The organism is Catellatospora sp. NPDC049133 (genome assembly GCF_040648455.1).
GTDB classification, from domain to species: domain Bacteria; phylum Actinomycetota; class Actinomycetes; order Mycobacteriales; family Micromonosporaceae; genus Catellatospora; species Catellatospora aurea.
Genome location: NZ_JBEZDT010000037.1, coordinates 66,770 through 93,471, shown reverse-complemented (window position 1 = coordinate 93,471; position 26,702 = coordinate 66,770). Strand labels below are relative to the sequence as shown.

Below are 26,702 nucleotides of genomic sequence, written 5' to 3'. Positions count from 1 at the left end.
GCGCGCCTCCCCCCCCACAAAAACAAAAACCACCCCCCCACAGTTATCATCCCCTGGGGCGCGAGTCTTCAAGAGTCGGGCGAAGGGGTCAGCGCGCGGCCGGGGTGACGGTGAGGGTGGTGATGGTGACGGGGGACTTGGGGGCGCCGTCGGTGGCGGTGTTGCCGGCGGGGTCGACCGCGCCGCCCTTGCCGATCGCGGTCACCACGTCCAGGCCCGCGGTCACCGTGCCCAGCACCGTGTACTCGGAGGCGATCGGGGTCGGGCCGTACACGATGAAGAACTGGCTGCCGGTGGTGTGGGGCTCCTGGGTCTTGGCCATGGCGAGCGTGCCGGCGGGGTAGGCGAGGGCCGGGTCGGTGGCGTTGGGCAGGTTCTCCTCGGCGAACCGGTACGCGGGACCGCCCATGCCGGTGCCCGACGGGTCGCCGCATTGCAGCACCTGGATGCCTTCGGTGACCAGGCGGTGGCAGCTCGTGCCGTCGAAGAACCGCCGGCCGGCCAGGTGGGTGATGCTGGCCGCCGCGCACGGGGCCTTGCCGGTATCCACCTGGATCGTGATCACGCCGCGGTTCGTGGTCATCGTGAGCTGCTGGACACCGTTCGTCGGGACCTTCTGCGGTGGGGTGCCGACGTCCTTGACGTTCACATTCGACGCCGCCTCGACGGGCAGCCACCGGCACGTGCCGCCGGCCGCGGCGCCCGCGGTGGTGTCCGCGGGTCCGCTGCCGGTGGCGGCGCCGTCGCGCAGGCGCAGCACGAACACGGTGACGGCCACGACGGCGCAGACCAGCACCACCACGATGGCGGTGACCACGGCCGCGATCAGCCAGCCGCTGGTGCCGCGGCGTTGCGCCGCGGGTGCTTGGTGCGGGCCGCTGTCGGGGGTCCAGGGGGAAGTGGTCACGATGCTCCTGTCACAGGTGGAACCGCAGCGTAACCCGTGACGGTGAGCGGTGCACCCGGTGGCGGGCGCGCAGTGTCCACAAGCGATGGACAAGGGAAGCGGAGCGGGGCGGGACCCTCAGGTCCCGCCCCGCTGCGTTCTGCCGTACCTGCGATCAGCTCTCGGCCGGGGTCAGCTTCAACGAGGTGATGGTGACCGGCTTCTTCGGCGCACCGTCGGGGGTGGCCTTGCCGTCCTTGTCGACCGCGCCGGCGGCACCGATCTTCTCCACGACGTCGAGGCCCTTGGTGATCTTGCCGAGCACCGTGTAGTTCGAGTCCAGCGTCGTCGGGCCGTAGACCAGGAAGAACTGGCTGCCGCTGCTGCCCGGCTGGCCGGTGTTGGCGATGGCGACCGTGCCGGCCGGGTAGGCGGTGGCCTGGTCGGTGACGTTGGGCAGGTTCTCCTCGGCCATCTTGAAGCTGGGGCCGCCCATGCCGGTGGCGGACGGGTCGCCGCACTGCAGCACCTTGATGCCCTCGGTGGTGAGGCGGTGGCACTTGGTGTTGTCGAAGAAGTTCTTGCCCGCCAGGTAGGTGAACGCGGCGGCGGTGCACGGGGCCTTGGCCGTGTTCACGGCGACCTCGATCACGCCGGAGTTGGTGGTGATCGTCATGGTCTGCGTGCCCTTGCTGGAGGCCTCGGTCGGCGGCGTGCCGACGTCCTTCAGGTTCGGGTTGGCCTTGGCGTCCTCGGGCGTCCAGGTGCACACCTGGCCCTCGGGCAGCGGGGCGGCGGCGGCCGGCGTCTGGGGGTCGTCGCCGCCGACGGTCCGCATCAGCCAGATCGTGCCGCCGATGACGAGCAGCAGGGCCACCGCCGCGCCGAGCACGGCGTTGCGCTGCTTGCGCTTGCGGGCCTCTTCCAGCCGCTCGCCCATCTGGCGCTCGAGCCGCGCGCGGGCTGCCGCGCGCTGGCGCTGGATCGTGGAACTCACGGGTCTGTCCTCCTGCTAACTACTGATCAACTGGCGGTCGAGGCCGACGGCTTGGGAGAGGTGGCCGCGCCGGACGGAGCCGGGCTGGCCGGAGCGGACGGGCTGGCCGGCGAAGCCGGGGTGGTGTTGTCGACCACCGTCAGCGTCTTGATGACGACGTCCTGCTTGGGCTTGACGTCCTCGCCCGCCTCGTTCGCGGTGGTGCCCGCCTGCGCGATCTTCTTGATGACGTCGAGGCCGGCACCGGTCACCTTGCCGACGATCGAGTACGCGGTCTCGGTGGTCGAGTCCTGGTAGAAGATCACGAACTGGCTGCCGTTGAGGTTCGGCGTCATGGCCACGGTGCCGGCCGGGTAGCGGACCGCGGTCGCGGCGGCGGGGCTCGGCGACGCGTCGGCCGCGGCGCTGCTGGTGGTCGACGGGGCCGCGCTCGGCGCCTCGACGGCCGGCGGGTTCTCCATCCACCAGGAGTACGCCGCGCCGCCGTTGCCGGTGCCCGACGGGTCACCGCAGGCCAGCGCGAAGTCGCCCTCGGCGTGGGTCAGCGCGTGGCACTTGGTGTCGTTGTAGAAGCCGCTGTCGGCGAGGTACTTGAGGCTGGCCGCGCCGCACGGGGATGCGGTGCGGTCGAGGTCGGCCACGACGTTGCCGCCGGCGAACGCGATGGTCATCGCGGACGTGCCCGAGGTCGGCATGCCGTTCGTGGCCGGCTTGCCCGCGTCCTTGAGGGACGGGTTGCCCGCCAGGTCGAGCGGGCTCCAGGCGCAGGTCTCGGCGACCGTCTCGGTCGGCTTCGCGTCGAAGGCGCCGAGGCTCCACGCCCCGAGCACGCCGACGAGAACGAGCGCGAACACACCGCCGAAGACCGCCTTGAGCTGGCGCGAGCGGCGCTCCTGGTCGGCCCGGCGCACCATCTGCCGGTCGACCTTGGCGCGGGCCAGCTTGCGCTGTCGGGTATTGCTGGAAGCCACCCGAGCTCCTCCTGTCACCATTGACCGCAGCGAAGCATGTCCGCTGTGTCACCTTTATCACGTTAGGGGTTTGGTGTCGCATCACGCGCCGCGCCCGCCCTTTCGGCCGGGCGTGGGCCGCGCCACACGTCCGAGCGAGTGTACGGGTAAACGCTGAGAAACACGTATGCCCGTCCTGGTTCTGTGATGGATGATCGCCTTCGGTGACGTCCGTGCCGTGGGCCGTCGATGCGCACGCGAGCACTAGGCTGGGCGCTGAAGTCTGCGGAGAGGGGTTTTGTCGTGCTTGTGGTGGGCTTTCCGGCGCAGGCGTTCGGGACCAACTGTTACGTGGTCGCCGGCGCTCCCGGCGAGCAGTGCGTGGTGATCGACCCGGGTATCGGGGTCATGGACCACCTCGACGCCGTGCTGGCCGAGCACCGGCTGCGGCCGGCCGCCGTCGTGCTCACCCACGGGCATCTGGACCACACCTTCTCCGTCACGCCCGTGTGCGGAGCCCGGGGCATCACCGCCTGGATCCACCCGGCCGACCGGGAACTGCTGGCCGACCCGGCCAAGGCGCTGTCGGTGGACCTGAGCGCCATGTTCGGCGGGCGGCTGCCGTACGCCGAGCCCGACGACGTCGCCGAGCTGACCGACGGAGCCGTGCTCAGCCTCGCCGGGCTGGAGATCACCGTGGACCATGCGCCGGGCCATACCGGCGGGTCGGTGATGTTCCGGATGCCTGGACAGGAGGGCGAGCCGCTCTGTTTCACCGGCGACGTGCTCTTCCGCGACAGCATCGGCCGCACCGACCTGCCGGGCGGCAGCATGGCGCGCATGACCGAGAGCCTGCGCGACAAGGTGCTGACCCTGGCCGACGAGACCGTGGTGCTCCCCGGTCACGGGCCGTCGACGACCATCGGCCGCGAGCGCGCGCGCAACCCGTTCCTGCGCGAGCTGCTGAGCGTCGGCGACGCGCCCCGCCGGGGCTTCTGATCCAGACTTCTTCCTTCCTGGAGTGATCTACCCATGAGCAAGCCCACGCCGCTGTCCGGCTTCCCGGAGTGGCTGCCCGCGCAGCGCATCATCGAGCAGCGTTTCCTCGACCACATCCGCCGCACCTTCGAGCTGTACGGCTTCGCGTCACTGGAGACGCGCGCCGTCGAGCCGCTCGACCAGCTGCTGCGCAAGGGCGAGACCTCCAAGGAGGTGTACGTGCTGCGCCGCCTGCAGGCCGACAGCAGCGACGCCTCCGACGCGAGCCTCGGCCTGCACTTCGACCTGACCGTGCCGTTCGCCCGCTTCGTGCTGGAGAACGCCGGCAAGCTGCACTTCCCGTTCCGGCGATACCAGATCCAGAAGGCCTGGCGGGGTGAGCGGCCGCAGGTGGGCCGCTACCGCGAGTTCCTGCAGGCCGACATCGACATCGTGGACCGGGACACGCTGCCCGCGCACTACGAGGCCGAGCTGCCGCTGGTCATCGGTGACGCGCTGGCCGGGCTGCCCATCCCCAAGCCGATCGTGATGGTCAACAACCGCAAGGTGCTGCAGGGCTTCTACCAGGGCCTGGACCTGGTGGACCCGGAGGCGGTGATGCGGGTGGTCGACAAGCTCGACAAGATCGGCCCGGCCGGGGTGACCGCGGAGCTGGCCCCGCTCGGGGTGACCGAGTCGCAGGCGCGGCTGGTGCTCGGGCTGGCGGAGATCTCCGCCGACGACGCCTCGTTCGTCGACGACGTGCGCAAGCTCGGCGTCAGCGACCCGCTGCTGGACGAGGGCCTGGCCGAGCTGGCCGCCGTCGTGGAGGCGGCCGCGGCGCACTCGCCGGGGCTGTGCCGGGCCGAGCTGAAGATCGCGCGCGGGCTGGACTACTACACCGGCACCGTGTACGAGACGACGCTGGCCGGGCTGGAGCGCTACGGCTCGGTGTGCTCCGGCGGGCGCTACGACAACCTGGCCAGCTCGGGCAACGACCGGTTCCCGGGCGTCGGCCTGTCCATCGGGGTCAGCCGACTGCTGGGGGTGCTGTTCGGCGAGAACGCGCTGTCGGCCAGCCGCTCGGTGCCGACCGCGGTGCTGGTCGCGGTGGGGGCCGAGGAGGACCGCCGGTCCTGTGACCGGATCGCGGCGCAGCTGCGCGCGCGGGGCATCGCGACCGAGGTGTCGCCGAGCGCGGCCAAGTTCGGCAAGCAGATCAAGTTCGCCGACCGGCGGGGTATCCCGTACGTCTGGTTCCCCGGGGCCGAGGGCGCGGCGGACACCGTGAAGGACATCCGTTCGGGCGATCAGGTCGAGGCGTCGGCCGGAAACTGGACACCTCCGGCGGAGGATCTCATCCCGGTGGTGGAGGGGACTTTTAATTAGGAAACTTAAGTAATAGTGTGTGGTCCTCGACTCTGAAACGGGGGCCGTACGCGCATGACCACGACAGACCACCGCACGTCCCCGGCGCTGGGCACCACCACAGCGCCGGGACAGCGGCCCCACCTGCACGATCGTGGTCTGCTCCGGCTGGCCGACGCGGTGCTGCAACCCGGCTTCGTCGGCACCGTGCCACCCGACTGGCTGCGCCGCCGCCTCAACGACGGCCTGGGCGGCGTCGTGCTGTTCGCCCGCAACATCGTCGACCTCGACCAGGTCGCGGCGCTGAACGCGGCCCTGGTCGCGGAGAACCCCGACGTGATCATCGCCGTCGACGAGGAGTCCGGTGACGTCACCCGCCTCGACGTGGAGCACGGCAGCCGCCGACCCGGCAACCACGCCCTCGGCGCCGTGGACGACCCGGCGCTGACCGAGGCCGTCGCCGCCGACATCGGCGCGCAGCTCGCCGCGGCCGGGATCACCCTGGACTACGCGCCCGCCGCGGACGTGAACAACAACCCGGCCAACCCGGTCATCGGCGTACGCTCCTTCGGCGGCGACCCGGACCTGGTGGCCCGGCACACCGCGGCCTGGATCCGGGGCCTGCAGTCCACCGGCGTGGCCGCCTGCGCCAAGCACTTCCCCGGCCACGGCGACACCGGCGTCGACTCCCACCACGGCCTGCCGATCATCGAGGTCGACGCCGCCCGGCTCGGCCAGGTCGAGCTGCCGCCGTTCACCGCGGCGATCGACGCCGGAGTGCGCTCCATCATGACCGCGCACCTGCTGGTGCCCGCGCTGGACCCGGAGCGCCCGGCGACCATGAGCCGCTCGGTGCTCATCGACCTGCTCCGCGAGCAGCTCGGCTTCAAGGGCCTGGTGGTCACCGACGGCATCGAGATGGCCTCGGTGTCCCAGCGCTACGGCCTGGGCGGGGCGGCCGCGCTGGCCATCGCCGGCGGCGCGGACGCCATCTGCGTCGGCGGCGAGAGCGCCGACGAGGCCGTCGTGGAACTGCTGCGCACCAGCATCGTCGACGCGGTCGTCAGCGGTGAGCTGCCGGAGAGCCGGCTGGCCGAAGCGGCCTCCCGGGTCGCGACGTTCGCCGCCGAGAGCGCGGCCCTGCGCGGTGCCCGCGCCGCCGCGGCCGCCCAGTGGCACGCCGCCGACCGGCCCGAGGTCGGCCTGGCCGCGGCCCGGCGCGCGCTGCGCGTCACCGGCGCGGGCACGTTGCCGCTGGCCGGTCCCGCGCACGTGGTCGAGTTCGGGGTGGCCACCAACCTGGCCATCGAGGCGCGTACGCCGTGGGGCGTGGGCGCGCCGCTGAAGGAGCTGCGGCCCGACACGACGGTCGTGCGGCTGGACGAGCGGGCGACGGTCGCCGACGTGCTGGCCGGAGCCGACGGGCGCGTCCCCGTGCTGGTCTGCCGTGACCCGCACCGGCACCCGTGGCTGGCACGCCTGATCGAGGCCGTCGTGGCGGCGCGTCCGGAGACGGTCGTGGTCGAGATGGGTGTGGCGGCGGGGGAGCCGATCGGAGCGGTGCACCTGGCGACGTACGGCGCAGCCGCCGTGTGCGGCCAGGCCGCCGCGGAGGCCCTCGCCGGATCGCGCTGACGTCATCCCAGCCCAGGCACCCTCTGAAGTTAAGAAGGTGCCCTTCCTCTACGAATAGCGATGTGAAGGTGCCCTTCCTTTGGGAAGGGTGCTTTTGCTGTGTGGGGTGGGGTCAGGCTTGTTGGCCGCGGCGGAAGCGGACGGCGGCGGCGTGGGCGGGGGCGGGGGAGGTGGGGGCCAGCGAGGTCAGGGTGACGGTGATGCGGGCGCCGCCCAGGTCGCCGTGGTCGACGGCGACGCTGCCGCCGGCTTGGCGGGCGAGCTGGCAGACGATGTCCAGGCCCAGGCCGGTGGAGCCGCCGCCGCTGACGCCGCGCTGCAGGGCCGCGTCGGCGTCGGCGATGCCGGGACCCGCGTCCTCGACCACCATCGCGTCGGGGGTGACGGTGACGCGGAACGCGGTGCCGTGCGGGGTGTGCCGGAAGATGTTGCCGATCAGGGCGTCGACCGCGCCGATGGCGTCGGATCGGGGGACCGGCAGCCAGACCGGCTCGTCCGCGCCGACGACCTCCCAGGGGCGGCCGTGGTCCTCGGCGAGCACGGCCCAGAACGCGAGGCGGTCGGCGACGACGTCGACGAGGTCGGTCTCCTCGGCGGCGCGTTCGGCGGCGGTGCGCCGGGCCCCGGCGATGATCGCGTCGATCTCGGCGTCGAGGGCTTCGACAGCCTGGCGCATACGGTCGCTCTCCGGGCCGGGCGGCAGCGCGTCGGTGTCCAGGCGCAGCGCGGTCAGCGGCGTGCGCAGCCGGTGCGACAGGTCGGCGGCGCGCTCGCGTTCGGCGTCGATGACCGCGTTGAGCCGGTCGGCCATGGCGTTGAAGGCCTCGCCGACCTCGACCAGGTCGGGCGGGCCGGCCGGGTGCACGCGTACGGTCAGGTCGCCGGAGCCGACCGCGCGGGAGGCGCGGGCCAGTTGCCGGGTCGCACCGACCACCCGCCAGCCGAGCCGGTCGGCCAGCGCCACCGACACCGCGACCAGCAGCGCCGCCAGCGCGCCCATGGACCACCACGCGGTGGCCACGCCCCGGGACAGGTCGGCCTCGGGCACGAACACCTCGACCACGGCGTTGCGGCCGCCGTCGAGCGCGGCCGGCTGCAGGTACACCAGCCCGTCCGCGACCGGCGCGGTCATCGAGCCGCCCCGGTCGGCGGCGAGCTTGACGTCGGCCATCTCGGCCCGGCTCGCGCCCAGCGACACCCCGCTGGACAGGTGCACGGCCAGCCGCTGGCGCGGGCCGTCGGCGGTGGCCGCCATGGCCCGGCTCAGCACCGCCGGGTCGCTCGACACGGCCAGTGCGGTGACCACCGCGGCGGCCTGCTGGCGGGCGTCGAGCAGCGCGCGGTCCTCGGCGATCTGCTTGGTGACCAGCGCCAGCGGCACAAGGAAGGCCAGCGCCACCATCGACGTGACGGCCAGCGCGCCACGGGCCAGCATCGCCCTCATGACGGCGGCACCAGCATGACGCCGACGCCGCGGATGGTACGCAGCATGCGCGGCTGGGCCGCGGTCTCGCCGAGCTTGCGCCGCAGCCAGGACAGGTGCACGTCCAGGGTCTGGTCGGCGCCGACGAAGGGCTGCTGCCACACCTCCGTGAACAGCTCGCGGCGGGTCACCACCCGGCCCACCCGGGCCGCGAGGTATGCCAGCACGTCGTACTCCTTGCGGGTCAGGGTGAGCGGGGAGCCGTCCAGGGTCACCACGCGGGTGCTCTCGTCCATGCGCAGCGGCCCGATCTCGACCACCGTGTCCGAGGCTTCGAACCGCGGCTGGGTCCGGCGCAGCACCGCGGCCACCCGGGCGGTCACGTGCGCGGCGGAGAACGGCTTGGTCATGTAGTCGTCGGCGCCGGAGTTGAGCAGCCGGATCGCGTCGTGCTCGCCGCGGCGGGCGGTGGCGACGATGACCGGCACGTCACTGACGGCCCGCATCATGCGCAGGGCGTCGGCTCCGTCCAGATCGGGCAGTCCGAGGTCGAGGATGACCAGGTCGGGTCGCTCGCTGCGTTCGCTGGTGAGCGACTTCAGTCCTTGCAGCGCCGTGCCGACCGTCTGCACGGCGTATCCGGCGACGGTCAGGGCGTTGCCGAGCGCGTCGCGAATGGCGGGGTCGTCCTCCACGACGAGTACGAGGGGCATGGCTGGCACCGTATCGGAAGCTGTTAGATAGCGGGATGGGTTCGGGGTGGCCGTTTCGCGCGAGGTCGTTGGCGTACGTCGGCGGCTGGTTCGTGCTGACCGCCGCGTCGGCCGCCGTGGTGTGGGTGGGGCTGGGCCCCGTGCTGGCCACCGCGGTGCCCGAGCCGGTGCCGCTGCGCCTGGAGGCGCTGCCCCCGCAACTGCCCGAGCCGCTGGTCACGCCGTCGCGACCGGTGCCCACGGTGACGCTGCCCCCCGTGCCGTCGTCGTCCCCGCCCCCACCGGCGACCTTGGCCTCGCCCGCTCCGGCGCGCACGTCGCCGACCCCGGCGGCCAAGCCGCCGGCGCAGCCGTCACCGGCCATGACGGTCGACGGCTGGCAGGTGTTCACCGAGTCCGACGGCTCGCGGTCCTACCTGCGCAGCTTCCCGACCGCGGGCGGCACCGCGGTGATCCGGATGGCGAACGAGCGGGTCTACCTCGTGTCGGCCACGCCGCGCGGCGACTACCAGGTCGCCACCTCGCAGCCGGATCCGGAGCGGGTCGTGGTGCAGTTCCACCGCGCCGCCGACCAGATCATCGTCGACGCGATCTGGTGGGAGGGGCGGCCGTACTCGGAGGTCACCACCGTCCGGTGACGGCGCGTCCCGGCCCCCGCGGCGTGCCGCGTGAGAGGCGGCACGCCGGACGGGGGCACGGAGCGCGGACGTCATGTGAACGAGCCTCGGATCGACCGGGCCGGGGACAAAGCTCGCTAAGCCCTTCTTGGGCTGCGTTTGAGGCTGATTTCAGGTAGGCAGCGCTCACGACGGGGCGGACCCGGGCACATGCGAGAATGACCTCTGGCGTCGCCCGTACTCATGGCGGCGTGTTTCCGCAGTCCGAGGAGAGCATCGTGATCCGTACCCACACCGCTGGCAGTCTGCGTGCCGAGCACGCCGGCCAGAGCGTCACCCTCGCCGGCTGGGTGGCCCGGCGACGTGATCACGGCGGAGTGACCTTCATCGACCTGCGCGACGCCTCGGGCATCGTGCAGATCGTGTTCCGTGACGAGGCCCAGGCGCACGCGCTGCGCAACGAGTACTGCGTCAAGGTCACCGGCACCGTGGGGCAGCGGCCCGAGGGCAACGAGAACCCCGAGCTGCCGACCGGCGCGATCGAGGTCACCGTCACCGACCTGACCGTGCTGTCGGAGGCCGCGCCGCTGCCGTTCCCGATCGACGAGCACGTCACCGTCGGCGAGGAGGCGCGCCTGCGCCACCGCTACCTGGACCTGCGCCGCGCCAACCAGGCCAAGGCGATCCGGCTGCGCTCGCGGGCCAACGCCATCGCCCGCGAGGTGCTGGGCGCGCGCGACTTCCTGGAGATCGAGACCCCGACGCTGACCCGGTCCACGCCCGAGGGCGCGCGCGACTTCCTGGTCCCGGTCCGGCTGCAGCCCGGCGCGTGGTACGCGCTGCCGCAGTCGCCGCAGCTGTTCAAGCAGCTGCTGATGGTCGCCGGCATGGAGCGCTACTACCAGATCGCGCGCTGTTACCGCGACGAGGACTTCCGGGCCGACCGGCAGCCCGAGTTCACCCAGCTCGACATCGAGATGTCGTTCGTGACCCAGGACGACGTCATCGAGCTCGGCGAGGAGATCGTCGGCTCGCTGTGGCGCGAGCTGGCCGACCACGAGATCCCGACGCCGATCCCGCGCATCACCTACCACGACGCGATGAACCGCTACGGCTCCGACAAGCCCGACCTGCGCTACCAGGTCGAGCTGACCGAGCTGACCGAGTACTTCGCGGGCACCGAGTTCCGGGTGTTCCAGGCCGAGTACGTCGGCGCGGTCGTCATGCCCGGCGGCGCGGCGCAGACCCGCAAGGAGCTCGACGGCTGGCAGGACTGGGCCAAGGCGCGCGGCGCCCGCGGCCTGGCGTACGTGGTGCTCGACGCGGAGACCGGCGAGGCCCGCGGCCCCGTCGCCAAGAACCTGTCCGAGGCGCACCTGAACGGCCTGGCCGACGCCGTCGGCGCGAAGCCCGGCGACGCCGTGTTCTTCGCGGCCGGCACCCGCCGCCACTCGCAGGAGCTGCTCGGCGCGGCCCGCATCGAGATCGCCAAGCGGGCGAACCTGATCGACGAGTCGGCGTGGGCGTTCTGCTGGGTCGTCGACGCGCCGATGTTCGAGCCGGTCGACATCCCGGGCGAGGGCGTCGTCGAGGGCGCCTGGACCGCGGTGCACCACCCGTTCACCTCGCCGAACGAGGACTGGATCGACAACTTCGAGTCGGCCCCGGACAAGGCGCTGGCATACGCGTACGACATCGTCTGCAACGGCAACGAGATCGGCGGCGGCTCGATCCGTATCCACCGCGGCGACGTGCAGAAGCGGGTGTTCACCCTGCTCGGCATCACCGACGAGGAGGCCAAGGACAAGTTCGGCTTCCTGCTCGACGCGTTCGCGTACGGCCCGCCGCCGCACGGCGGCATCGCGCTGGGCTGGGACCGGGTCTGCATGCTGCTGGCCGGTGTCGACTCGATCCGCGACGTCATCGCGTTCCCGAAGTCCGGCGGTGGCTTCGACCCGCTGACCGGCGCGCCCACCCCGATCACGGCGCAGCAGCGCCTGGAGGCGGGCGTCGACGCCAAGCCGAAGGCCCCGGGCGAGGACGCAGCCAAGGCCAAGGCCGCCGCGAAGTAATGCGGATCCTGGTCACCGGAGGTTCGGGATACACCGGTGGCCGCCTGGTCGCCCTCGCCCGCGCGGCGGGGCACGACGTGACCGGCACCAGCCACTCCACTCGTGTGGAAGGGCTGGTGCCGCTCGACGTCCGGGACCGGTCGGCCGTCGACCTGCTCCTCGACGAGCTGCGGCCCGACGCCGTGGTGCACACCAGCTACGTCCAGTCGGACTGGGCGGTCACCGCGCTGGGCGCGGCGCACGTCGCGGCGGCCGCGGCGCGTACCGGGGCGCGGCTGGTGCACGTGTCCTCGGACGCGATCTTCAAAGGTCGCCCGACCGCGTACATCGAGGCCGACCTGCCGGAGCCGGTGTACCCGTACGGCGCGGCCAAGGCGGCGGCGGAGACCGCGGTGCTCGCCGTGCACCCTGACGCCGCCGTCGCGCGCACCTCGCTCATCATCGGGGACGACGCCTCGAAGCAGCACCAGCTCGCGCTGGACATGGCGGCCGGACGGGTGGACGGCGTGCTGTTCACCGACCACATCCGGTGCCCGGTCGCGGTCGACGACCTCGCCGCGGCCCTGCTGGAACTGGCTGAGGGCGACTTCCGGGGCATCCTCAACGTGGCCGGCCCCGAGGCGATCAGCCGCCACGAGCTGGGCGTGCGCATCGCCGCCAAGCACGGCATCCCCGCCGACCGGGTGCCGGCCGGCTCCGCCCTCGAACGCGGCTTCGTCTCCCCGGCCGAGGTCCGCCTCGACCCCACCCTCGCCGCGTCCGTCCTGCGCACGCGCCTACGCGGCGTCACCGAGATCCTGTCCTGACCGGGGGCGTGAGCGAACATACGAGTCCGAGCGGTCACATCTTTTTCGTGTGAGCACATCGAAAAAGATGTAAGCCGCGCACGGGACACCTTCGCCGACCGCTTCGTGCAAAACGACGTCGGCCTATCGCATCGAAAGCGGGCGGGGGATCGTGTGGGTGATGGGGCGCGGGTAAGGTGCGCTGATGCCGTTCTCCCTCGGTGACATCCTCGGCGCGCAGGCGCAGCCCCCGTTCGGCGTCGTGGCCGGGGCGGCGCTCATCGCGCTGGCGCTGGTAGTCGTCAACACGACCTGGCGGGTCGTGCGCAACGCCATCACCATCGCGCACGAGGGCGGGCACGCGGCCGCCGCGGTGCTGACCGGGCGGCGGCTGCGGGGCATCCGGCTGCACTCGGACACGTCCGGGCTCACGATCATGAAGGGCAAGCCGACCGGGATCGGCATGGCGGTGACCCTGCTCGCCGGCTACGCGACCCCGTCGCTGCTGGGCATCGCGGGCGCGGCGCTGCTCGACCGGGGTCACATCCGGCTGCTGCTGTGGATCACCATCGTGCTGCTGGTGCCGATCCTCATCATGATCCGCAACTTCTACGGGCTGCTGCTGATCCTGGCCACCGGCGCGGCCGTGTTCGCCGTGTCCTGGTACGCCACCGCGCCGTGGCAGGCGCTGTTCGCGTACACGGGAGTGTGGTTCCTGCTCATCGGCGGCGTGCGGCCGGTGGTGGAGGTGCAGCTGCACCGGCGGCGGGGCAGCGGGATGCGGTCCGACCCTGACCAGCTCGCGGGCATCACCCGGCTGCCGGGCGGGTTCTGGGTCTTCGTGTTCCTGCTCTGGACCGTGGGCTCCGTGCTGGCAGGGGCATACCTGCTCGACCTGCTGCCGGACACCGCCCTGCCTCGGTGACCCCACGCCTCAGGACAGGCGCAGTGAGGTGCGCAGGATGGACTCGGTGTAGCCGAGGCGGCGGTAGAGGGCCAGGGCGCGGGTGTTGTCGGACATCACGCCCAGCGAGCTGATGCCGAACTCGGCGATCAGGCGGCGGGTCAGCGCGGTGGTCAAGGCCGCCCCGTGGCCGCGGCCCTGCGCGGTCGAGGTGACGGCGATGCCGGCCAGGAAGCCGACGCCGTTCGGGCTGCGGTCGCCCGCGACGGCCACCACCCGGCCGCCCTCACGGATGCCGTACCAGCACCGGATGCGCGGGTCGCCGGGGCGGCTGGTGCTGTGCGGCAGCGCGTCGTCGAGCACCGCGGCGATGCCGTCGTGGTCGGTCTCGTCCAGCGCGACCACCGCGGACTCACCAGGGTGCGGCGCGGGCGCGGCGGTGGTCCACAGGAAGTCCCAGTCGTCGTGCACGTCGGCGGGCAGCGCCGCGGCCGTCTCGGCGCGGGAGAGCCGGGGCAGGTGCAGCCAGGTGCCCGCGGCCAGCGCGCCGTCGGCGGCGAGCCGTGCGAACAGCGCGGCGACCGGGGCCGGGTCGCCGAGCGAGGCCGCCACCGGTCCCCACGGACCGAGCGAGGTCCACGCCAGCGCGCCGTCCAGCAGGTAGCCCCGCACGTCGTCGCCGCCGGCGGTCAGGCGCGCGTAGGGGTGGTCGCCGACCTTCGCGAGCAGGTCTTCACGGCCGAGGAAGTCAGGGGTGAGAGCCACGGCGCCACCTTACCGGCCAGGTGGGGGAAGATCGGCCGAGGCGGCCGGAGACGGTGCCGGGTATCGTCTGCGTGATGCAGACCGACGGCCTCTTCTCCCTGGAGCCCTCGCCGGCTGATCGACGGATCAGCTCGCCGGGGTTCGAGGCGCCGTCCGCGGACGCCCCGCTGGCCGTCCGGCTGCGCCCGTCCGGGCTCGACGAACTGGTCGGCCAGGACCACCTGCTGGCACCGGGCGCGCCGCTGCGCCGCCTGGTCGCGGGCGGCGCGCCCATGTCGGTGATCCTGTGGGGGCCGCCCGGCTGCGGCAAGACCACCATCGCCCACCTCGTCGCCGAGGCCGACGACCGGCACTTCGTCGCGATGTCCGCGCTGACCGCCGGGGTCAAGGAGGTGCGCGAGGTCATCGACACCGCGCGCCGGCGGCGTCGGGCGGGCGGCGCGCCGACCGTGCTGTTCATCGACGAGGTGCACCGGTTCACCAAGACCCAGCAGGACTCGCTGCTGGCCGCGGTCGAGGACCGCACGGTGACGCTGCTCGCGGCGACCACGGAGAACCCGTACTTCTCGATCATCTCGCCGCTGCTGTCGCGGTGCGTGCTGCTCACCCTCAAGCCCTTGGACGACGAGGCGGTGCGCGGCCTGGTGCACCGCGCCGTGGCCGACCCGCGCGGCCTGGGCGGCACGGTCACCCTCCACCCCGAGGCGGAGGACCACCTGGTCCGGCTGGCCGGCGGTGACGTGCGCAAGGCGCTCACCGCGCTGGAGGCCGCCGCCGGCTCCGCGCTGGCGATCCACGACGGGGACGGCGTGCCCGAGATCGACGTGGCCACCGCCGAGCGCGCGGTCGACGTGGCGGCGCTGCGCTACGACCGCGCGGGCGACGCCCACTACGACGTGATCAGCGCGTTCATCAAGAGCATGCGCGGTTCGGACGTGGACGCGGCGATGCACTACCTGGCGCGGATGCTGACCGCGGGGGAGGACCCGCGCTTCATCGCCCGCCGCCTGATCATCTTCGCCAGCGAGGACGTGGGCCTGGCGGACCCGACGGCGCTGACCGCGGCGGTCAACGCCTCGTACGCGGTGCAGCATGTCGGCCTGCCCGAGGCGCAGCTCAACCTGGCCCAGGCGGTGGCGCACCTGGCCACCGCGCCCAAATCCAACGCGGTCACCACCGCCATCTCGGCGGCGCTCGCCGACGTGCGGGCGGGCAAGGCCGGTGCGGTCCCGTCGCACCTGCGCGACGCCCATTACGCGGGCGCGCGAGGCCTGGGCCACGGCACCGGCTACCGCTACCCGCACGACGACACCCGAGGTGTGGTGGGTCAGCAGTACCCGCCCGACGATCTGGTGGGAGTGGACTACTACCGTCCCACCGGACACGGTGGCGAACGGCACATCGCCGAACGCCTGCCGAAGTTGCGCGCCGTCGTGCGGGGGACGGGCAAATCCGAGCGAAGCGAGGAGAACTGATGAGCAGGGCCGATGCGACCGACGGGCGGGGCCGGAAGAAGGGCCGCGGCGAGGCCGAGGAGGTCCCGCAGGAGGAGACCGGCTGGCTCGACGACCTGCGCGGCGCGAAGCAGGCCAAGGACCAGTTCGACGACAGCGACTTCACCGACGGCGGCAGCAGCCGCTGGGACAAGCTGAGCGCGCTGAGCGACGACGCCCCCGCTGGCCGTGGCGCCCCCCAGGCGCCCGCGGACGCCGGTCGCCGCCCGCGTGGCGGCGACGCCCCCGCGGGCCGCCGCCGGGACGAGGACACCGCCGGTGGTCGCCGTGCCGCCGAGGAGCCCACGGGTGGCATCCGCCGTCCCGTCGAGGAGCCCACGGGCGGTGGCCGCCGTGCCGCCGAGGAGCCCGCGGGCGTCCGCCGTCCCGTCGAGGACACCCAGGGCGGCCGCAGGCGCACCCCGGAGGAGCCGTCTTCGGGTCGCCGCCGCGCCGACGACGAGCCGGCCGGTCGCCGTCGTGCCGGTGAGGACCCGACGGGCGGGTTCCGCCCCGCCGGTGAGGACACGCTGAGCGGCCGCCGCCGCGCCGAGGAAGAGCCCGCGGGCCGCCGCCGAGCCGATGACGACACCGCCGCGGGCCGCCGCCGTGCCGGTGAGGACACCCAGACCGGCCGCCGCCGCGCCGAGGAGGAGCCCACCGGCGGTCACCGCCGGGCCGCGGAGGAGCCGGTCGGCCGCCGGGCCGCAGAAGAGCCGGTCGGCCGCCGGGCCGCGGAGGAGCCGCCGGGTCGCCGGGTCGCCGCCGACGACACCGGCAGCCGCCGCCACGTGGCCGACGAGCCGGCCGGCCGTCGTGCCGCCCAGCCGGAGGAGCCGCGCCGGGGCCGTCCCGAGCCCGCGCCGGTCGAGCCGCCGCCGGGCCGTGGCCGCCCGGAGCAGGCGCTGCGCAAGCCCGGCGGGGAGCCGCCGGTGGTGCGCCGCCGCGAGATGGACCCCACCCGTACCGGTGAGATGCCGCGCGCCGTCGGGAACCCGCCGGCCGCGGACGGCGGTCGCGGCCGCCCCGGCATGCCTGCCGGCCCGGCGGGCAAGCCCGTGACGCCGCCCGCCCGCCCGGAACCGCAGCGTGCGGGCTTCCCTGCCGTCGCGCCGGTCTCCCCGGCCCGCCCGAACCGCGGTGGCGTGCCCGTGCCGCCGGCCGGTCCGCCGCCGCAGGGCGGCCCCGCTCCGCTCGGCGGCATGCCGTCGCAGGCCGGTCCCCACGCGGGCCCTGGACCTGCCGCCCCGCACGCCGGACCAGTTCCCGCCGGTCCGATGCCCGGCCCGCACGCCGGACCAGCTCCCGCCGGTCCGATGCCCGGCCCGCACGCGGGTCCGGGCCCCAAGCCGGGCGGTCCCGCCGCGGGCCCCGGTCCCGCCGGTGGCGGCCGTCCGCCGGGCCGCCCCGAGCCGATCGCGGTGCGCCCGCCGGACCCGAACGCCGTGGTGCCGCCGGCCGGCGACCGCCGCGCCGGACTGGCCGCGGGTGTCGACGCCATCCGCGGCGCCCGGTCGGAGGTGCGCAAGCAGCTGCGCGAGCAGCAGCGGCTGCGCATGTGGACGCTGATCGCGCTGGTGGCCGTCGTCGTGGGCGCGCTGCCGTTCTACTTCGTGCTGCGCGCTGCGACCCGTGACCCGGTGCTGACCACGCTGGACGCGCTGGACGTGCCGTCGTGGGCGGTCACCTCGGGCAAGACCGAGGACAACATCTACGGCAGTCGCTGGTGTCTGATCGAGTGCCGCTACCGCGAGCGCTCGCTGGAGTCGCAGCGGGGGATCGACGAGACCACCGAGGCGTACACCAAGGCGCTCACCGACGCGGGCTGGTCCCGGTGGAACGTGGCCAGCTGCGTGCTGGACGAGGGCACCGAGGGCAAGTTCTCGTGCTGGCGGCGCGACGAGTTCACGCTGGACCTGTGGGTCCGTCCGATCACCACCCCGGAGTGCACGGACCTGCTGCGCAACCGGCCGACCGTCGGCCCGAGCCAGGAGCCGGCGCAGCCGAGCGCCGATCCGTCGGCGGCCCCGTCGGCCGCGCCGGCCGGTGATCCGGACGCCTGCAAGGGCTCCGCGGTGACGATCAAGGTGCTGAACACGGTCGCCGACGACCGCATCCGGTTCACCGCGGATCCGAACGGCGAGCAGGGCGCCGGCGGGGACGAGGAGACCGGTGAGGAGAGTCCTGCCCCGACACCGTCGGCGAGCTGAGCCCGGCTGCTGCGAGCGCCGTCCCGGCGGGCGGTAGGGTCTGCACGTCAGGACAAAGTGCGACGTGCGGAGGATGTGGCATGTCTGGAGGCGAGATCGCGGCGCTGATCGCGGCGGGTGCGTTCGCGATGCTGGTGCTGGTGCTTGCCGTGCCGATCCTGCGGCTGCGGCACACCGTCGACGCCGCCACGGTGACGTTGCGGCAGGTCAGCCAGCGTACGGGCCCGATCCTGGACAACGTGAACCTGACCGTCGACAACGTCAACACGGCGCTCGGCCAGACGCAGGTCACGCTGGACGGGGTGAACGTGCAGCTGGCGAAGGTCGACGTGATGACCCAGCACCTGGCGGCGACCACGGCTAACGTGTCGAACCTGGTGAGCGTCGTCACGGCGACCGCGGCCAGCCCGCTGGTGAAGGCGGCCGCGTTCACGTACGGCGTACGGCGCGCCACGGCGGCCCGCAAGGAGGCCGACGAGGCGAAGTCGGTGCGCGACGAGCTCAAGGCGCGCAAGCGCACCCGGCGGGGCTGAGCCATGATCCGCAGGTTGCTGTGGCTCGGTGTGGGCATCGGCGTCGGTGTCGTGGTGGTGCGCCTGGTGACCCGCCAGGCACGCAAGTTCACCCCGGCCGGGCTGGCCGGGACCGCCCAGGAATCCATTGGTCACGCCGCGGGCTCGGTGCGAAGCTTTATGGACGACGTCCGCGACGGCATGGCCGACCGCGAGGACCAGCTCTTCGCCGCCTTCGAGGACGGCGTGTCGATCGAGCCCGTCGACCTGCCCTGGGCGCACGGGGTCGGCAGCAAGTTCTATCAGTTCAAGCAGCAGCAGGAAGGCGAGCAGCAGCGATGAGGACCGCGGAAGTCAAGCGACGGTTTCTGGCGCACTTCGAGGCCAACGGGCACACCGTGGTTCCGAGCGCTCCACTGCCGGCCATCGACGATCCGAACCTGCTGTTCGTCAATGCCGGCATGGTGCAGTTCGTGCCCTACTTCCTGGGCCAGCAGACCCCGCCGTTCCGGCGCGCGGTCAGCGTGCAGAAGTGCATCCGGACGCCGGACATCGACGAGGTCGGCAAGACGTCCCGGCACGGCACGTTCTTCCAGATGAACGGCAATTTCTCCTTCGGTGACTATTTCAAGGAGGAGGCGATCCGCCTCTCCTGGGACCTGATCACCAAGCCGATCGAGGCCGGTGGTTTCGGCATCGACCAGGACAAGATCTGGGCGACGGTGTATCTCGACGACGACGAGTCGATCGGGTTCTGGCGCGCGGTCGGCCTGCCCGCGGAGCGCATCGTGCGCCGCGGCAAGGCGGACAACTTCTGGTCCATGGGCATCCCGGGGCCGTGCGGCCCGTGCTCGGAGATCTACGTCGACCGCGGGCCGGCGTACGGCCGCGAGGGCGGTCCGGAGGTCGACGAGGACCGCTACATGGAGATCTGGAACAACGTCTTCATGCAGTACGAGCGGGGTCCGGGCACCGACAAGGAGAACTACCCGATCCTGGGCGAGCTGCCGGCGCAGAACATCGACACCGGCATGGGCCTGGAGCGCATGGCGTCGATCATGCAGGGCGTCGACAACCTCTACGAGATCGACGAGGTCCGCCCGCTGATCGACAAGGCGTGCGAGCTGACCGGCAAGCGCTACAACGTCAGCCACACCACCACCGCCGCCGAGTCGCACCCCGACGACGTGCGCCTGCGCGTCATCGCCGACCACGTGCGCACCTCGCTGATGCTGATCGGCGACGGCGTGACCCCGTCCAACGAGGGCCGCGGCTACGTGCTGCGCCGTATCATGCGCCGGGCGATCCGGGCGATGCGCCTGCTCGGCTACGAGGACCCGGCGCTGCCGGAGCTGCTGCCGGTGGCGCGCGACAGCATGTCGCCGTCGTACCCGGAGATCGCGACCGACTTCGGCCGCATCTCGCAGTACGCGTACGCGGAGGAGGAGGCGTTCCGTAGCACGCTGCGCGCGGGCACCACGATCCTGGACGTGGCGGTCGCCGACACCAAGAAGTCCGGCGGCAAGACCCTGGCGGGCGACAAGGCGTTCAAGCTGCACGACACGTACGGCTTCCCGATCGACCTCACCTTGGAGATCGCGGCGGAGCAGGGTCTGACGGTCGACGTCGACGGCTTCAAGCGGCTGATGGCCGACCAGAAGGCGGCGGCGAAGGCCGACGCGCAGGCGCGCAAGACGGGTCACGCCGACCTGTCGGCGTACCGGGGCGCGCTCGACGTGGGCGGGGCGGTGGAGTTCACCGGCTACGCCGAGGTGTCGCGGGAGTCGAAGGTGCGCGCGCTGATCGGCAGCGGCGGCCTGATCACGTCGGCGGGCGAGGGTGAGCTGGTCGAGGTCGTGCTCGACGTCACCCCGTTCTACGCCGAGGGCGGCGGCCAGCTGCCCGACCTGGGTCTGATCACGGTCGGCGGCGGCAAGGTCGAGGTGCTCGACGTGCAGCAGCCGCTGCCGGGCCTGATCGTGCACAAGGCGCGGGTCGTCGAGGGCGAGGTCCGCTCCGGCGAGGCCGGCTACGCCCAGATCGACGTGGAGCGCCGCCGGGCGATCTCCCGCGCGCACACCGCGACGCACCTGGTGCACCAGACGATGCGCAACTTCCTCGGTGAGTCGGCGACCCAGGCGGGTTCGCTGAACGCGCCGGGCCGGCTCCGGTTCGACTTCAACACGCCGGGCGCGGTGCCGGCCAGCGTGCTGATCGACGTCGAGCAGCAGGTCAACGAGGTGCTGATGAGCGACCTGGAGGTGCGGGCGTTCGTCACCTCGCAGGCCGAGGCCAAGCGGCTGGGCGCGATGGCGCTGTTCGGCGAGAAGTACGGCGAGTACGTGCGTGTCGTCGAGGTCGGCGAGTACGCCCGTGAGCTGTGCGGCGGCACCCACGCTGCCCGCTCGGGCCAGCTGGGCCTGGTGAAGATCCTGTCGGAGGCGTCGATCGGCTCCGGCGTGCGCCGGGTCGACGCGCTGGTCGGCATGGACGCGTTCCGCCACCTGGCCAAGGAGCACCTGCTGGTGTCGCGCCTGGCCGAGCTGTACCGGGTGCCGCGCGAGGAGGTCGGCGACCGGGTCGAGCAGACCGTGTCGCAGCTGCGCGACGCCGAGCGTGAGCTGGAGAAGATGCGCGCGCAGCTGGTGCTCGGCGGGGCCGCGGCGCTGGCCGAGGGCGCGCTCGACCTGGGCGGCGTGGCGTACGTGGGCACCGAGGCGCCGGAGGGCGCGGCGGTCAACGACGTGCGCACACTGGCGCAGGAGGTGCGCGGCCGCTTCCCGGCGGACCGTCCCGCGGTCGTCGCGGTGGCGTCGCGGGCCAACGGCAAGGCGTCGCTGATCGTGGCGGTCAACGACGCGGCCAAGTCCCGCGGCCTGTCCGCGCAGGACCTGGTCAAGGGTGCCCTGTCGGGCCGCGGCGGCGGCAACGCCGACCTGGCCCAGGGCGGCGGCCTACCCGCCGACCAGGCCCCCCACCTGCTGGCCTCGGTCCAGAACGCAGTACAAACCCGCTAAGGCGAAGGAAGGGCACCTTCTTATCGTTTTTCGATGTAGAAGGTGCCCTTCCTAACCGCCGGAGGCGGCGGTGACGGACATCCGGCGAGGGCACCTTCGCGACGCGCAGCGTCGGCGGGGGTGCCCTCGGTGTTTTGGTTTGCTGATCGAAAGGAGTGACGGCGATGACGTGGACCCGTGGGGTTCGGCTGGGGATCGACGTGGGCACGGTGCGGATCGGGGTGGCGGTGTGCGATCCGGACGGAATCCTGGCAACTCCGCTGGTCACCGTGGCTCGCCAGGCCAAAGCGGACGACTCTGACATTTCGGCTGATATGGTGGAGATCGCGCGCCTGGTGGCCGACCATGGCACGGTGGAGGTGGTGGTGGGACTGCCCATCAACCTCGCCGGGGTCGAGGGGCCGGCCGCCAAGCACGTGAGGGCATACGCCGACGCCCTGGCCGGTCTGATCGTGCCGGTGCCGGTGGTGCTCGCTGACGAGAGGATGTCCACCGTCACGGCCACCCGGCGGCTCGCCGACCGCGGTGTCCGGGGCAAGCGGCAGCGTGCCGTCGTCGACCAGGCGGCCGCTGTGGAGATCCTGCAGGGTTGGCTCGACGCGCAGCGAAGGCGAGCAGGATGATCGACGAACTGGACCGTGCTTTCGACGACGACCACGACGAAGATCCCCGGCAGCAACTGCCGCCGGGTGAGGCCAGTCGTCAACGCAGGCGGTTCGGTTGGATGCGGTCCGTGCTGGCCATGGGCCTGGCCCTGGTGCTGCTCGGGGCGCTCGGCATCGGCGCCATGGTGGTGTACCAGAAGATCAGCGGGGCGCTGGGCACCTCGGACTGGGAGACCTCGGCCGACGGCGCCGAGGTGCAGATCGAGATCAAGAGCGGCGACACGCAGGCCGAGATCGCCCGCACGCTGAAGGCGGCGGGCGTGATCGCCAGCGAGAAGGCCTTCATCGAGGCCGGCGAGCGCAATCCGGACGCGCTGCGCATCCAGCCCGGCTTCTACAAGATGCGCACCCACATGAGCGCCAAGGACGCGGTGCTGCGCCTGCTGGACCTGCGCAACCGCATCGTCAACGGGATCACGATCCCGGAGGGGCTCAGCTCGTTCCGGGTGTTCAAGCTGCTGTCGGCCAAGACCGGCATTCCCGAGGCCGAATTCAAGGCCGCCGCGAAGGACCCGATCGCACTCGGAGTCCCCGACTGGTGGTTCAACCGCACCGACGACAAGAAGGTCGCGCCGTCGATCGAGGGCTTCCTGTTCCCCGACACCTACGAGTTCGCGCCCAACGCCACCGCCGAGAGCATGCTGCGGGTCATGGTCAACCGCTTCCTCACCGTCACCGGCAGCATGAACTTCGCCGAGACGGTCCCGGCGCAGCTCGGCGGGATCGCGCCGTACGAGGCGCTGATCGTGGCCTCGCTGGCCCAGGCGGAGGCGGGCAACGCCGACGACTTCGGCAAGGTGGCCCGGGTCGCCTACAACCGGGTGTACAAGCGGATCCCCGACCTGACGTGCGCCTGCTTCCAGTTCGACGTGACCGTGAACTACTCGCGCGAGCTGGCGGGCAAGGACCCCAAGCCGTCCAGCGGCCTCAGCCACGACGAGCTGACCGACGAGAAGAACCCTTACAACCGCAACGCCGAGGGGATGATCCCCACGCCGATCAACAACCCGGGCAAGGCGGCACTGGACGGCGCGATGTCGCCGCCGAAGGGGGACTGGTACTACTTCGTGGCGACCGACAAGGAGGGCCACTCGGCCTTCTCGGAGACCTTCGAGGAGTTCTGCGAGGACAACGAGACGGCCGTGAAGAACAAGGTGCTCAAGCAGAGCTCTTGCTGAGCCGCCCGTCTTGTCCGAATAAGCCCGTTAGATCCTGGGTGGCGGCTGAAAACCCACCGTCCGCCCGGGGGTGTGCAAAACCCTTCACGTGTAACGTAGCCGCCGATGGCGACCCGTACGTGAGAGGGCACCGATGACTGACGAGCTTTTCCTGTCGTTCGAGGAGCATCCCGAGCGCGGCCAACAGCGGCGTCGGCACGGGGTGGACAACAACCGTGGCCGGAACAACAAGAAGAAGAAAAAGAAGAAGAAGCGCGGGCGCTCCTTCCTCGCCCTCTTCCTCACGCTGTTCCTGCTCGGCGGTCTGGCCGGCGGCGCGTACCTGGGCTATGACAAGATCAAGAATCTGCTGGTCACCCCCGACTACACCAGCGCGGCCAGCTCCGCCGAGGTCGAGGTCGAGATCAAGCAGGGGTCCCGCGGCCTGGACATGGCCGAGGTGCTCAAGCAGCACGACGTGATCAAGAGCGAGCAGGCGTTCATCGAGGCGTGGGAGAACAACCCCGACGCCAAGAAGATCCAGCCCGGCTTGTACAAGCTGCGCGTGCAGATCAGCGCCGCCGACGCGATCACGATGCTGCTGGACACCAAGAACCGGCTGGTCAACGGCATCCTCATCGCCGAAGGCCTGTCCACCTTCAAGATCTACAAGGTGCTGTCGGAGAAGCTGGGCATCCCCGAGGCCGAGTTCAAGGCCGCCGCCAAGGACCCGATCGCGCTCGGCGTGCCGGCCTGGTGGTTCAAGCGTGAGGACGGCAAGAAGGAGAGCCGCTCGATCGAGGGCTTCCTGTTCCCGGACACCTACGAGTTCCCGAAGAACGTGACCGCCAAGTCGGCCCTGTCGATGATGGTCGAGCGGTTCATGAAGGTCACCGGGGACATGGGCTACGCCGACAAGGCCGCCGCGCTGAACATCTCGCCTTACCAGGCGCTGATCGTGGCGTCGCTGGCCCAGGCCGAGGCGGGCAACGCCGACGACCTCGGCAAGGTCGCCCGGGTGTCCTACAACCGCGTCTTCAGCGAGAAGGCCGTGGCCGAGATCGGCACCTGCCACTGCCTGCAGTTCGACGTCACCGTCAACTACTCGCGGGAGATGGCCGGCAAGAAGGCCGTGCACTCCAGCGACCTCACCCAGGCCGAGCTGACCGACCCGAAGAACCCGTACAACCGCAACGCCAAGGGTCTGCCGCCCACCCCGATCAACAACCCGGGCAAGAAGGCGCTCGAAGGGGCGGCCGATCCACCGAAGGGTGACTGGATCTACTTCGTGGCCATCGACAAGGAGGGCCACTCGGCCTTCTCGTCGACCCACACCCAGTTCTGCAAGGACAACCAGACGGCGGTGAAGAACGGCGCGCTGGAGCGGAGTTCCTGCTGATGCGCGCAGCGGTCCTCGGCAAGCCGGTCAGCCACTCGCTGTCGCCCGTCCTGCACAACGCGGGCTACGCGGCGGCGGGACTGACCGGCTGGTCGTACACCGCGATCGAGTGCGCCGAGGCCGACCTGCCCGCCTTCGTGGCGGGCCTGGGGTCCGAGTGGGCGGGGCTGTCGCTGACCATGCCGCTCAAGGAGGTGGGGCTGACCGTCGCGTCGGCGGTCAGCCCGGTCGCGGCCGCGACCGGGGCCGCGAACACCCTGGTCCACCAGCCGGACGGCAGTTGGCACGCGGACAACACGGACGTGCCCGGCATGGTCGCCGCGCTGGGCGAAGCCGGGGTCAGCACGGCGGCGCGGGTCGCCGTGCTCGGCGCGGGCGGCACCGCACGGGCCGCGGTGGCGGCCGCGGCGCGGCTCGGGGCCGAGTCCCTCATCGTGTACGCCCGCCGTCCCGAGGCGATCGACGAGCTGCGCCCGGTGGCCGACGCGCTCGGCGTGCCGCTGACCGGCGCGGGCTGGGCGGCGGCGGAGGAGTGCGCCGCCGCCGACGTGGTCATCTCGACCGTGCCCAAGGGCGTCGCCGACCACCTGCAGGTGCCGTGGCGGCCCAAGACGGTGCTGTTCGACGCGCTCTACGACCCGTGGCCGACTCCGCTGGCCGCCTCGGCGCAGCGCGCCGGAAACCGCATCGTGTCCGGATTGGATCTCCTGCTGAATCAGGCTCTGGGCCAGTTCGAGCAGTTCACGGGGGTTGTCGCGCCGGTCGAGGCGATGCGCGGGGCACTGCGGGACGCCCGTCGCGGCTAGCCTGTCCGGGTCGGTGCGACCCTGGGGAGGCAGACCGGTGACGGAAGAGTTCTTCATCGCGTTCGGTGACGAGCCCGAACAGCGCAGGCCGCGCCGCCCGGCCGGCGGGCGCGGGCCGCGCAAGCGCCGCAGACGCCGCCGCAACCGCGCCGTGCTGGCCGGGATGCTCACCCTGTTCCTGCTGGCCGGTGCGGGAGCCGCGATGTATCTCGGCTTCGACCGGGTCAAGGGCTGGTTCGGCACGCCGGACTACACCTCCGCCGACGGCACCGCCGAAGTGACCTTGGAGATTCCGGAGAAGGCGACCGGGGCGCGGATGGCCGAGGTGCTGAAGGCCAAGGACGTGATCGCCAGCGAGCAGGCCTTCCTCGACGCGTGGGAGGAGAACCCGAAAGCCGCGACGATCCAGCCGGGTCACTACCGGCTGCGGTTGCGGCTCAGCGCCGCCGATGCGATCACCATGCTGCTCGACCCGGCCCGGCGCATCGTGAAGGGTGTGACCGTCCGCGAAGGGCTGTCGTCGTTCAAGATCTACAAGCTGCTGTCGGAGAAGCTGGGCATCCCCGAGGCGGACTTCGCGGCCGCGGGCAAGGACCCGGTGAAGCTGGGCGTCCCGGAGTCGTGGTTCGACCGCGACGGCAGAAAGGTCACGAAGTCGGTCGAGGGCTTCCTGTTCCCGGACACCTACGAGTTCCCGCCGGACGTCACCGCGCGGTCCGCGCTGGAGACGATGGTGCGGCGGTTCCTGGCGGTCACCGGCGAGCTGAAGTTCACCGAATCGGTGCGCGGCGGGTTGAAGGTCGCCCCGTACGAGATGCTGATCGTCGCCTCGCTGGCCCAGGCGGAGTCGGGCACCGCGGCCGACCTGCCGAAGGTGGCCCGGGTCGCCTACAACCGCATCTTCCAGCCGAAGGCGGGTGTGTGCACCTGCCTGGAGTTCGATGTGACCATCAACTACTGGCGGGAGACGAAGGGGCTGGAGCCCATCGGGTCGGGGAAGATGACCAGCGCCGAACAGAACGACAAGAAGAACCCGTACAACCACAACGTGCTGCTGCTGCCCACGCCGATCAACAACCCCGGCCGAGCGGCGCTGGCCGGCGCGGCGAAACCGGCGAAGGGAGGCTGGTACTTCTTCGTCGCGATCGATCAGAAGGGCAACTCGGCCTTCTCCACGAACTACGAGCAGTTCTGCCGGGACAACGACATCGCCGTGCGCAACAAGAAGCTGGCCCGCAACTCCTGCGATTGACCGGATGCGGTGCGGTGACATCGCGCCGAATTCGCCCCGATGTCACCGCGCCGTCGATCACCGGCCGTCCGCGACCGCTGGACTCCTCCGCGTAGCAC

The 26,702-nt window shown here is 72.0% G+C and carries 23 protein-coding genes; 17 read left to right on the top strand and 6 right to left on the bottom strand.

Annotated features, from left to right (window positions below; translation table 11 throughout):
* Positions 1-88 precede the first annotated feature (88 nt).
* The 3 genes from AB0B35_RS33380 to AB0B35_RS33370 all read right to left on the bottom strand — a co-directional run bounded on the left by AB0B35_RS33380 (position 89) and on the right by AB0B35_RS33370 (position 2,854).
* Entirely contained in the window at positions 89-907 is an 819-nt protein-coding gene (locus AB0B35_RS33380; protein ID WP_361053210.1) for a peptidylprolyl isomerase, read from the bottom strand.
* Positions 908-1,061: 154 nt separating this feature from the next.
* Positions 1,062-1,883: a peptidylprolyl isomerase gene (locus tag AB0B35_RS33375; protein ID WP_361053206.1), complete on the bottom strand. Its 822-nt coding sequence runs from the start codon at positions 1,881-1,883 to the stop codon at positions 1,062-1,064.
* A gap of 26 nt (positions 1,884-1,909) precedes the next feature.
* Positions 1,910-2,854, bottom strand: a complete 945-nt coding sequence (locus AB0B35_RS33370; RefSeq protein WP_361053203.1) for a peptidylprolyl isomerase — start codon at positions 2,852-2,854, stop codon at positions 1,910-1,912.
* A 282-nt stretch (positions 2,855-3,136) separates the two neighbouring features.
* Here AB0B35_RS33370 and AB0B35_RS33365 point away from each other — a divergent pair, with 282 nt between their 5' ends.
* Genes AB0B35_RS33365 through AB0B35_RS33355 form a run of 3 tightly spaced genes read left to right on the top strand, consistent with a single transcriptional unit; the run spans position 3,137 to position 6,814 of the window.
* Positions 3,137-3,832: an MBL fold metallo-hydrolase gene (locus AB0B35_RS33365; protein WP_361053200.1), complete on the top strand. Its 696-nt coding sequence runs from the start codon at positions 3,137-3,139 to the stop codon at positions 3,830-3,832.
* A gap of 33 nt (positions 3,833-3,865) precedes the next feature.
* A complete protein-coding gene (gene hisS / locus AB0B35_RS33360; RefSeq protein ID WP_361053197.1) occupies positions 3,866-5,200 on the top strand; it encodes a histidine--tRNA ligase in 1,335 nt (444 codons plus the stop codon).
* A 54-nt stretch (positions 5,201-5,254) separates the two neighbouring features.
* On the top strand, positions 5,255-6,814 hold the full coding sequence (locus AB0B35_RS33355) for a glycoside hydrolase family 3 N-terminal domain-containing protein (RefSeq protein ID WP_361053195.1): 1,560 nt from the start codon (positions 5,255-5,257) through the stop codon (positions 6,812-6,814).
* 112 nt (positions 6,815-6,926) lie between these two features.
* Here the strand turns inward: AB0B35_RS33355 and AB0B35_RS33350 are convergent, their stop codons facing one another.
* Both AB0B35_RS33350 and AB0B35_RS33345 read right to left on the bottom strand, forming a co-directional pair.
* Positions 6,927-8,258, bottom strand: coding sequence for a HAMP domain-containing sensor histidine kinase (locus tag AB0B35_RS33350; RefSeq protein WP_361053192.1), 1,332 nt, complete (start codon positions 8,256-8,258; stop codon positions 6,927-6,929).
* Entirely contained in the window at positions 8,255-8,950 is a 696-nt protein-coding gene (locus AB0B35_RS33345; protein WP_361053189.1) for a response regulator transcription factor, read from the bottom strand. Before AB0B35_RS33345 ends, AB0B35_RS33350 begins: the two co-directional genes overlap by 4 nt.
* 35 nt (positions 8,951-8,985) lie before the next feature.
* Here AB0B35_RS33345 and AB0B35_RS33340 point away from each other — a divergent pair, with 35 nt between their 5' ends.
* From AB0B35_RS33340 to AB0B35_RS33325, 4 genes are all read left to right on the top strand, one after another.
* On the top strand, positions 8,986-9,588 hold the full coding sequence (locus AB0B35_RS33340) for a hypothetical protein (RefSeq protein ID WP_361053186.1): 603 nt from the start codon (positions 8,986-8,988) through the stop codon (positions 9,586-9,588).
* A gap of 257 nt (positions 9,589-9,845) precedes the next feature.
* Positions 9,846-11,639, top strand: coding sequence for an aspartate--tRNA ligase (gene aspS / locus AB0B35_RS33335; RefSeq protein ID WP_360539332.1), 1,794 nt, complete (start codon positions 9,846-9,848; stop codon positions 11,637-11,639).
* Positions 11,639-12,445 (top strand): sugar nucleotide-binding protein, encoded by an 807-nt coding sequence (locus AB0B35_RS33330; protein ID WP_361053183.1) that lies wholly within the window; start codon positions 11,639-11,641, stop codon positions 12,443-12,445. The genes aspS and AB0B35_RS33330 overlap by 1 nt, the downstream gene beginning before the upstream one ends.
* A gap of 184 nt (positions 12,446-12,629) precedes the next feature.
* Entirely contained in the window at positions 12,630-13,349 is a 720-nt protein-coding gene (locus AB0B35_RS33325) for a M50 family metallopeptidase (protein WP_361053181.1), read from the top strand.
* 9 nt (positions 13,350-13,358) lie between these two features.
* Here AB0B35_RS33325 and AB0B35_RS33320 read toward each other — a convergent pair whose 3' ends face one another.
* Positions 13,359-14,093: a GNAT family N-acetyltransferase gene (locus AB0B35_RS33320; protein WP_361053178.1), complete on the bottom strand. Its 735-nt coding sequence runs from the start codon at positions 14,091-14,093 to the stop codon at positions 13,359-13,361.
* Positions 14,094-14,167: 74 nt separating this feature from the next.
* On the opposite strand from AB0B35_RS33320, the gene AB0B35_RS33315 reads away from it, so the two are divergent.
* The 10 genes from AB0B35_RS33315 (at position 14,168) to mltG (AB0B35_RS33270) (ending at position 26,604) form a co-directional block, all read left to right on the top strand.
* The gene (locus AB0B35_RS33315) at positions 14,168-15,568 is read left to right on the top strand and encodes a replication-associated recombination protein A (protein ID WP_361053175.1); all 1,401 of its coding nucleotides are present in this window, start codon (positions 14,168-14,170) and stop codon (positions 15,566-15,568) included.
* Positions 15,568-17,796 (top strand): hypothetical protein, encoded by a 2,229-nt coding sequence (locus AB0B35_RS33310; RefSeq protein WP_361053172.1) that lies wholly within the window; start codon positions 15,568-15,570, stop codon positions 17,794-17,796. The genes AB0B35_RS33315 and AB0B35_RS33310 overlap by 1 nt, the downstream gene beginning before the upstream one ends.
* An 80-nt stretch (positions 17,797-17,876) precedes the next feature.
* Entirely contained in the window at positions 17,877-18,329 is a 453-nt protein-coding gene (locus tag AB0B35_RS33305; RefSeq protein WP_120320084.1) for a DUF948 domain-containing protein, read from the top strand.
* Positions 18,330-18,344: 15 nt separating this feature from the next.
* Entirely contained in the window at positions 18,345-18,650 is a 306-nt protein-coding gene (locus AB0B35_RS33300) for a hypothetical protein (RefSeq protein WP_361053169.1), read from the top strand.
* On the top strand, positions 18,647-21,325 hold the full coding sequence (alaS, locus tag AB0B35_RS33295; RefSeq protein ID WP_361053166.1) for an alanine--tRNA ligase: 2,679 nt from the start codon (positions 18,647-18,649) through the stop codon (positions 21,323-21,325). Before AB0B35_RS33300 ends, alaS begins: the two co-directional genes overlap by 4 nt.
* 164 nt (positions 21,326-21,489) lie before the next feature.
* The gene (gene ruvX / locus AB0B35_RS33290) at positions 21,490-21,948 is read left to right on the top strand and encodes a Holliday junction resolvase RuvX (protein ID WP_361053163.1); all 459 of its coding nucleotides are present in this window, start codon (positions 21,490-21,492) and stop codon (positions 21,946-21,948) included.
* Positions 21,945-23,168, top strand: a complete 1,224-nt coding sequence (gene mltG, locus AB0B35_RS33285; RefSeq protein WP_361053160.1) for an endolytic transglycosylase MltG — start codon at positions 21,945-21,947, stop codon at positions 23,166-23,168. The genes ruvX and mltG (AB0B35_RS33285) overlap by 4 nt, the downstream gene beginning before the upstream one ends.
* Positions 23,169-23,301: 133 nt before the next feature.
* Entirely contained in the window at positions 23,302-24,546 is a 1,245-nt protein-coding gene (mltG, locus tag AB0B35_RS33280) for an endolytic transglycosylase MltG (RefSeq protein WP_361053157.1), read from the top strand.
* A complete protein-coding gene (locus AB0B35_RS33275) occupies positions 24,546-25,352 on the top strand; it encodes a shikimate dehydrogenase (RefSeq protein ID WP_361053153.1) in 807 nt (268 codons plus the stop codon). Before mltG (AB0B35_RS33280) ends, AB0B35_RS33275 begins: the two co-directional genes overlap by 1 nt.
* A gap of 37 nt (positions 25,353-25,389) precedes the next feature.
* Positions 25,390-26,604: an endolytic transglycosylase MltG gene (gene mltG, locus AB0B35_RS33270; protein WP_361053150.1), complete on the top strand. Its 1,215-nt coding sequence runs from the start codon at positions 25,390-25,392 to the stop codon at positions 26,602-26,604.
* The last annotated feature ends 98 nt before the right edge of the window (positions 26,605-26,702 follow it).

Coding starts and splice junctions, on each gene's coding strand:
- hisS (WP_361053197.1), top strand. CDS start 3,866: ATGAGCAAGCCCACGCCGCTGTCCGGCTTCCCGGAGTGGCTGCCCGCG.
- AB0B35_RS33355 (WP_361053195.1), top strand. CDS start 5,255: ATGACCACGACAGACCACCGCACGTCCCCGGCGCTGGGCACCACCACA.
- AB0B35_RS33350 (WP_361053192.1), bottom strand. CDS start 8,258: ATGAGGGCGATGCTGGCCCGTGGCGCGCTGGCCGTCACGTCGATGGTG.
- AB0B35_RS33345 (WP_361053189.1), bottom strand. CDS start 8,950: ATGCCCCTCGTACTCGTCGTGGAGGACGACCCCGCCATTCGCGACGCG.
- AB0B35_RS33340 (WP_361053186.1), top strand. CDS start 8,986: ATGGGTTCGGGGTGGCCGTTTCGCGCGAGGTCGTTGGCGTACGTCGGC.
- AB0B35_RS33330 (WP_361053183.1), top strand. CDS start 11,639: ATGCGGATCCTGGTCACCGGAGGTTCGGGATACACCGGTGGCCGCCTG.
- AB0B35_RS33325 (WP_361053181.1), top strand. CDS start 12,630: ATGCCGTTCTCCCTCGGTGACATCCTCGGCGCGCAGGCGCAGCCCCCG.
- AB0B35_RS33315 (WP_361053175.1), top strand. CDS start 14,168: ATGCAGACCGACGGCCTCTTCTCCCTGGAGCCCTCGCCGGCTGATCGA.
- AB0B35_RS33310 (WP_361053172.1), top strand. CDS start 15,568: ATGAGCAGGGCCGATGCGACCGACGGGCGGGGCCGGAAGAAGGGCCGC.
- AB0B35_RS33305 (WP_120320084.1), top strand. CDS start 17,877: ATGTCTGGAGGCGAGATCGCGGCGCTGATCGCGGCGGGTGCGTTCGCG.
- alaS (WP_361053166.1), top strand. CDS start 18,647: ATGAGGACCGCGGAAGTCAAGCGACGGTTTCTGGCGCACTTCGAGGCC.
- ruvX (WP_361053163.1), top strand. CDS start 21,490: ATGACGTGGACCCGTGGGGTTCGGCTGGGGATCGACGTGGGCACGGTG.
- mltG (WP_361053160.1), top strand. CDS start 21,945: ATGATCGACGAACTGGACCGTGCTTTCGACGACGACCACGACGAAGAT.
- mltG (WP_361053157.1), top strand. CDS start 23,302: ATGACTGACGAGCTTTTCCTGTCGTTCGAGGAGCATCCCGAGCGCGGC.
- AB0B35_RS33275 (WP_361053153.1), top strand. CDS start 24,546: ATGCGCGCAGCGGTCCTCGGCAAGCCGGTCAGCCACTCGCTGTCGCCC.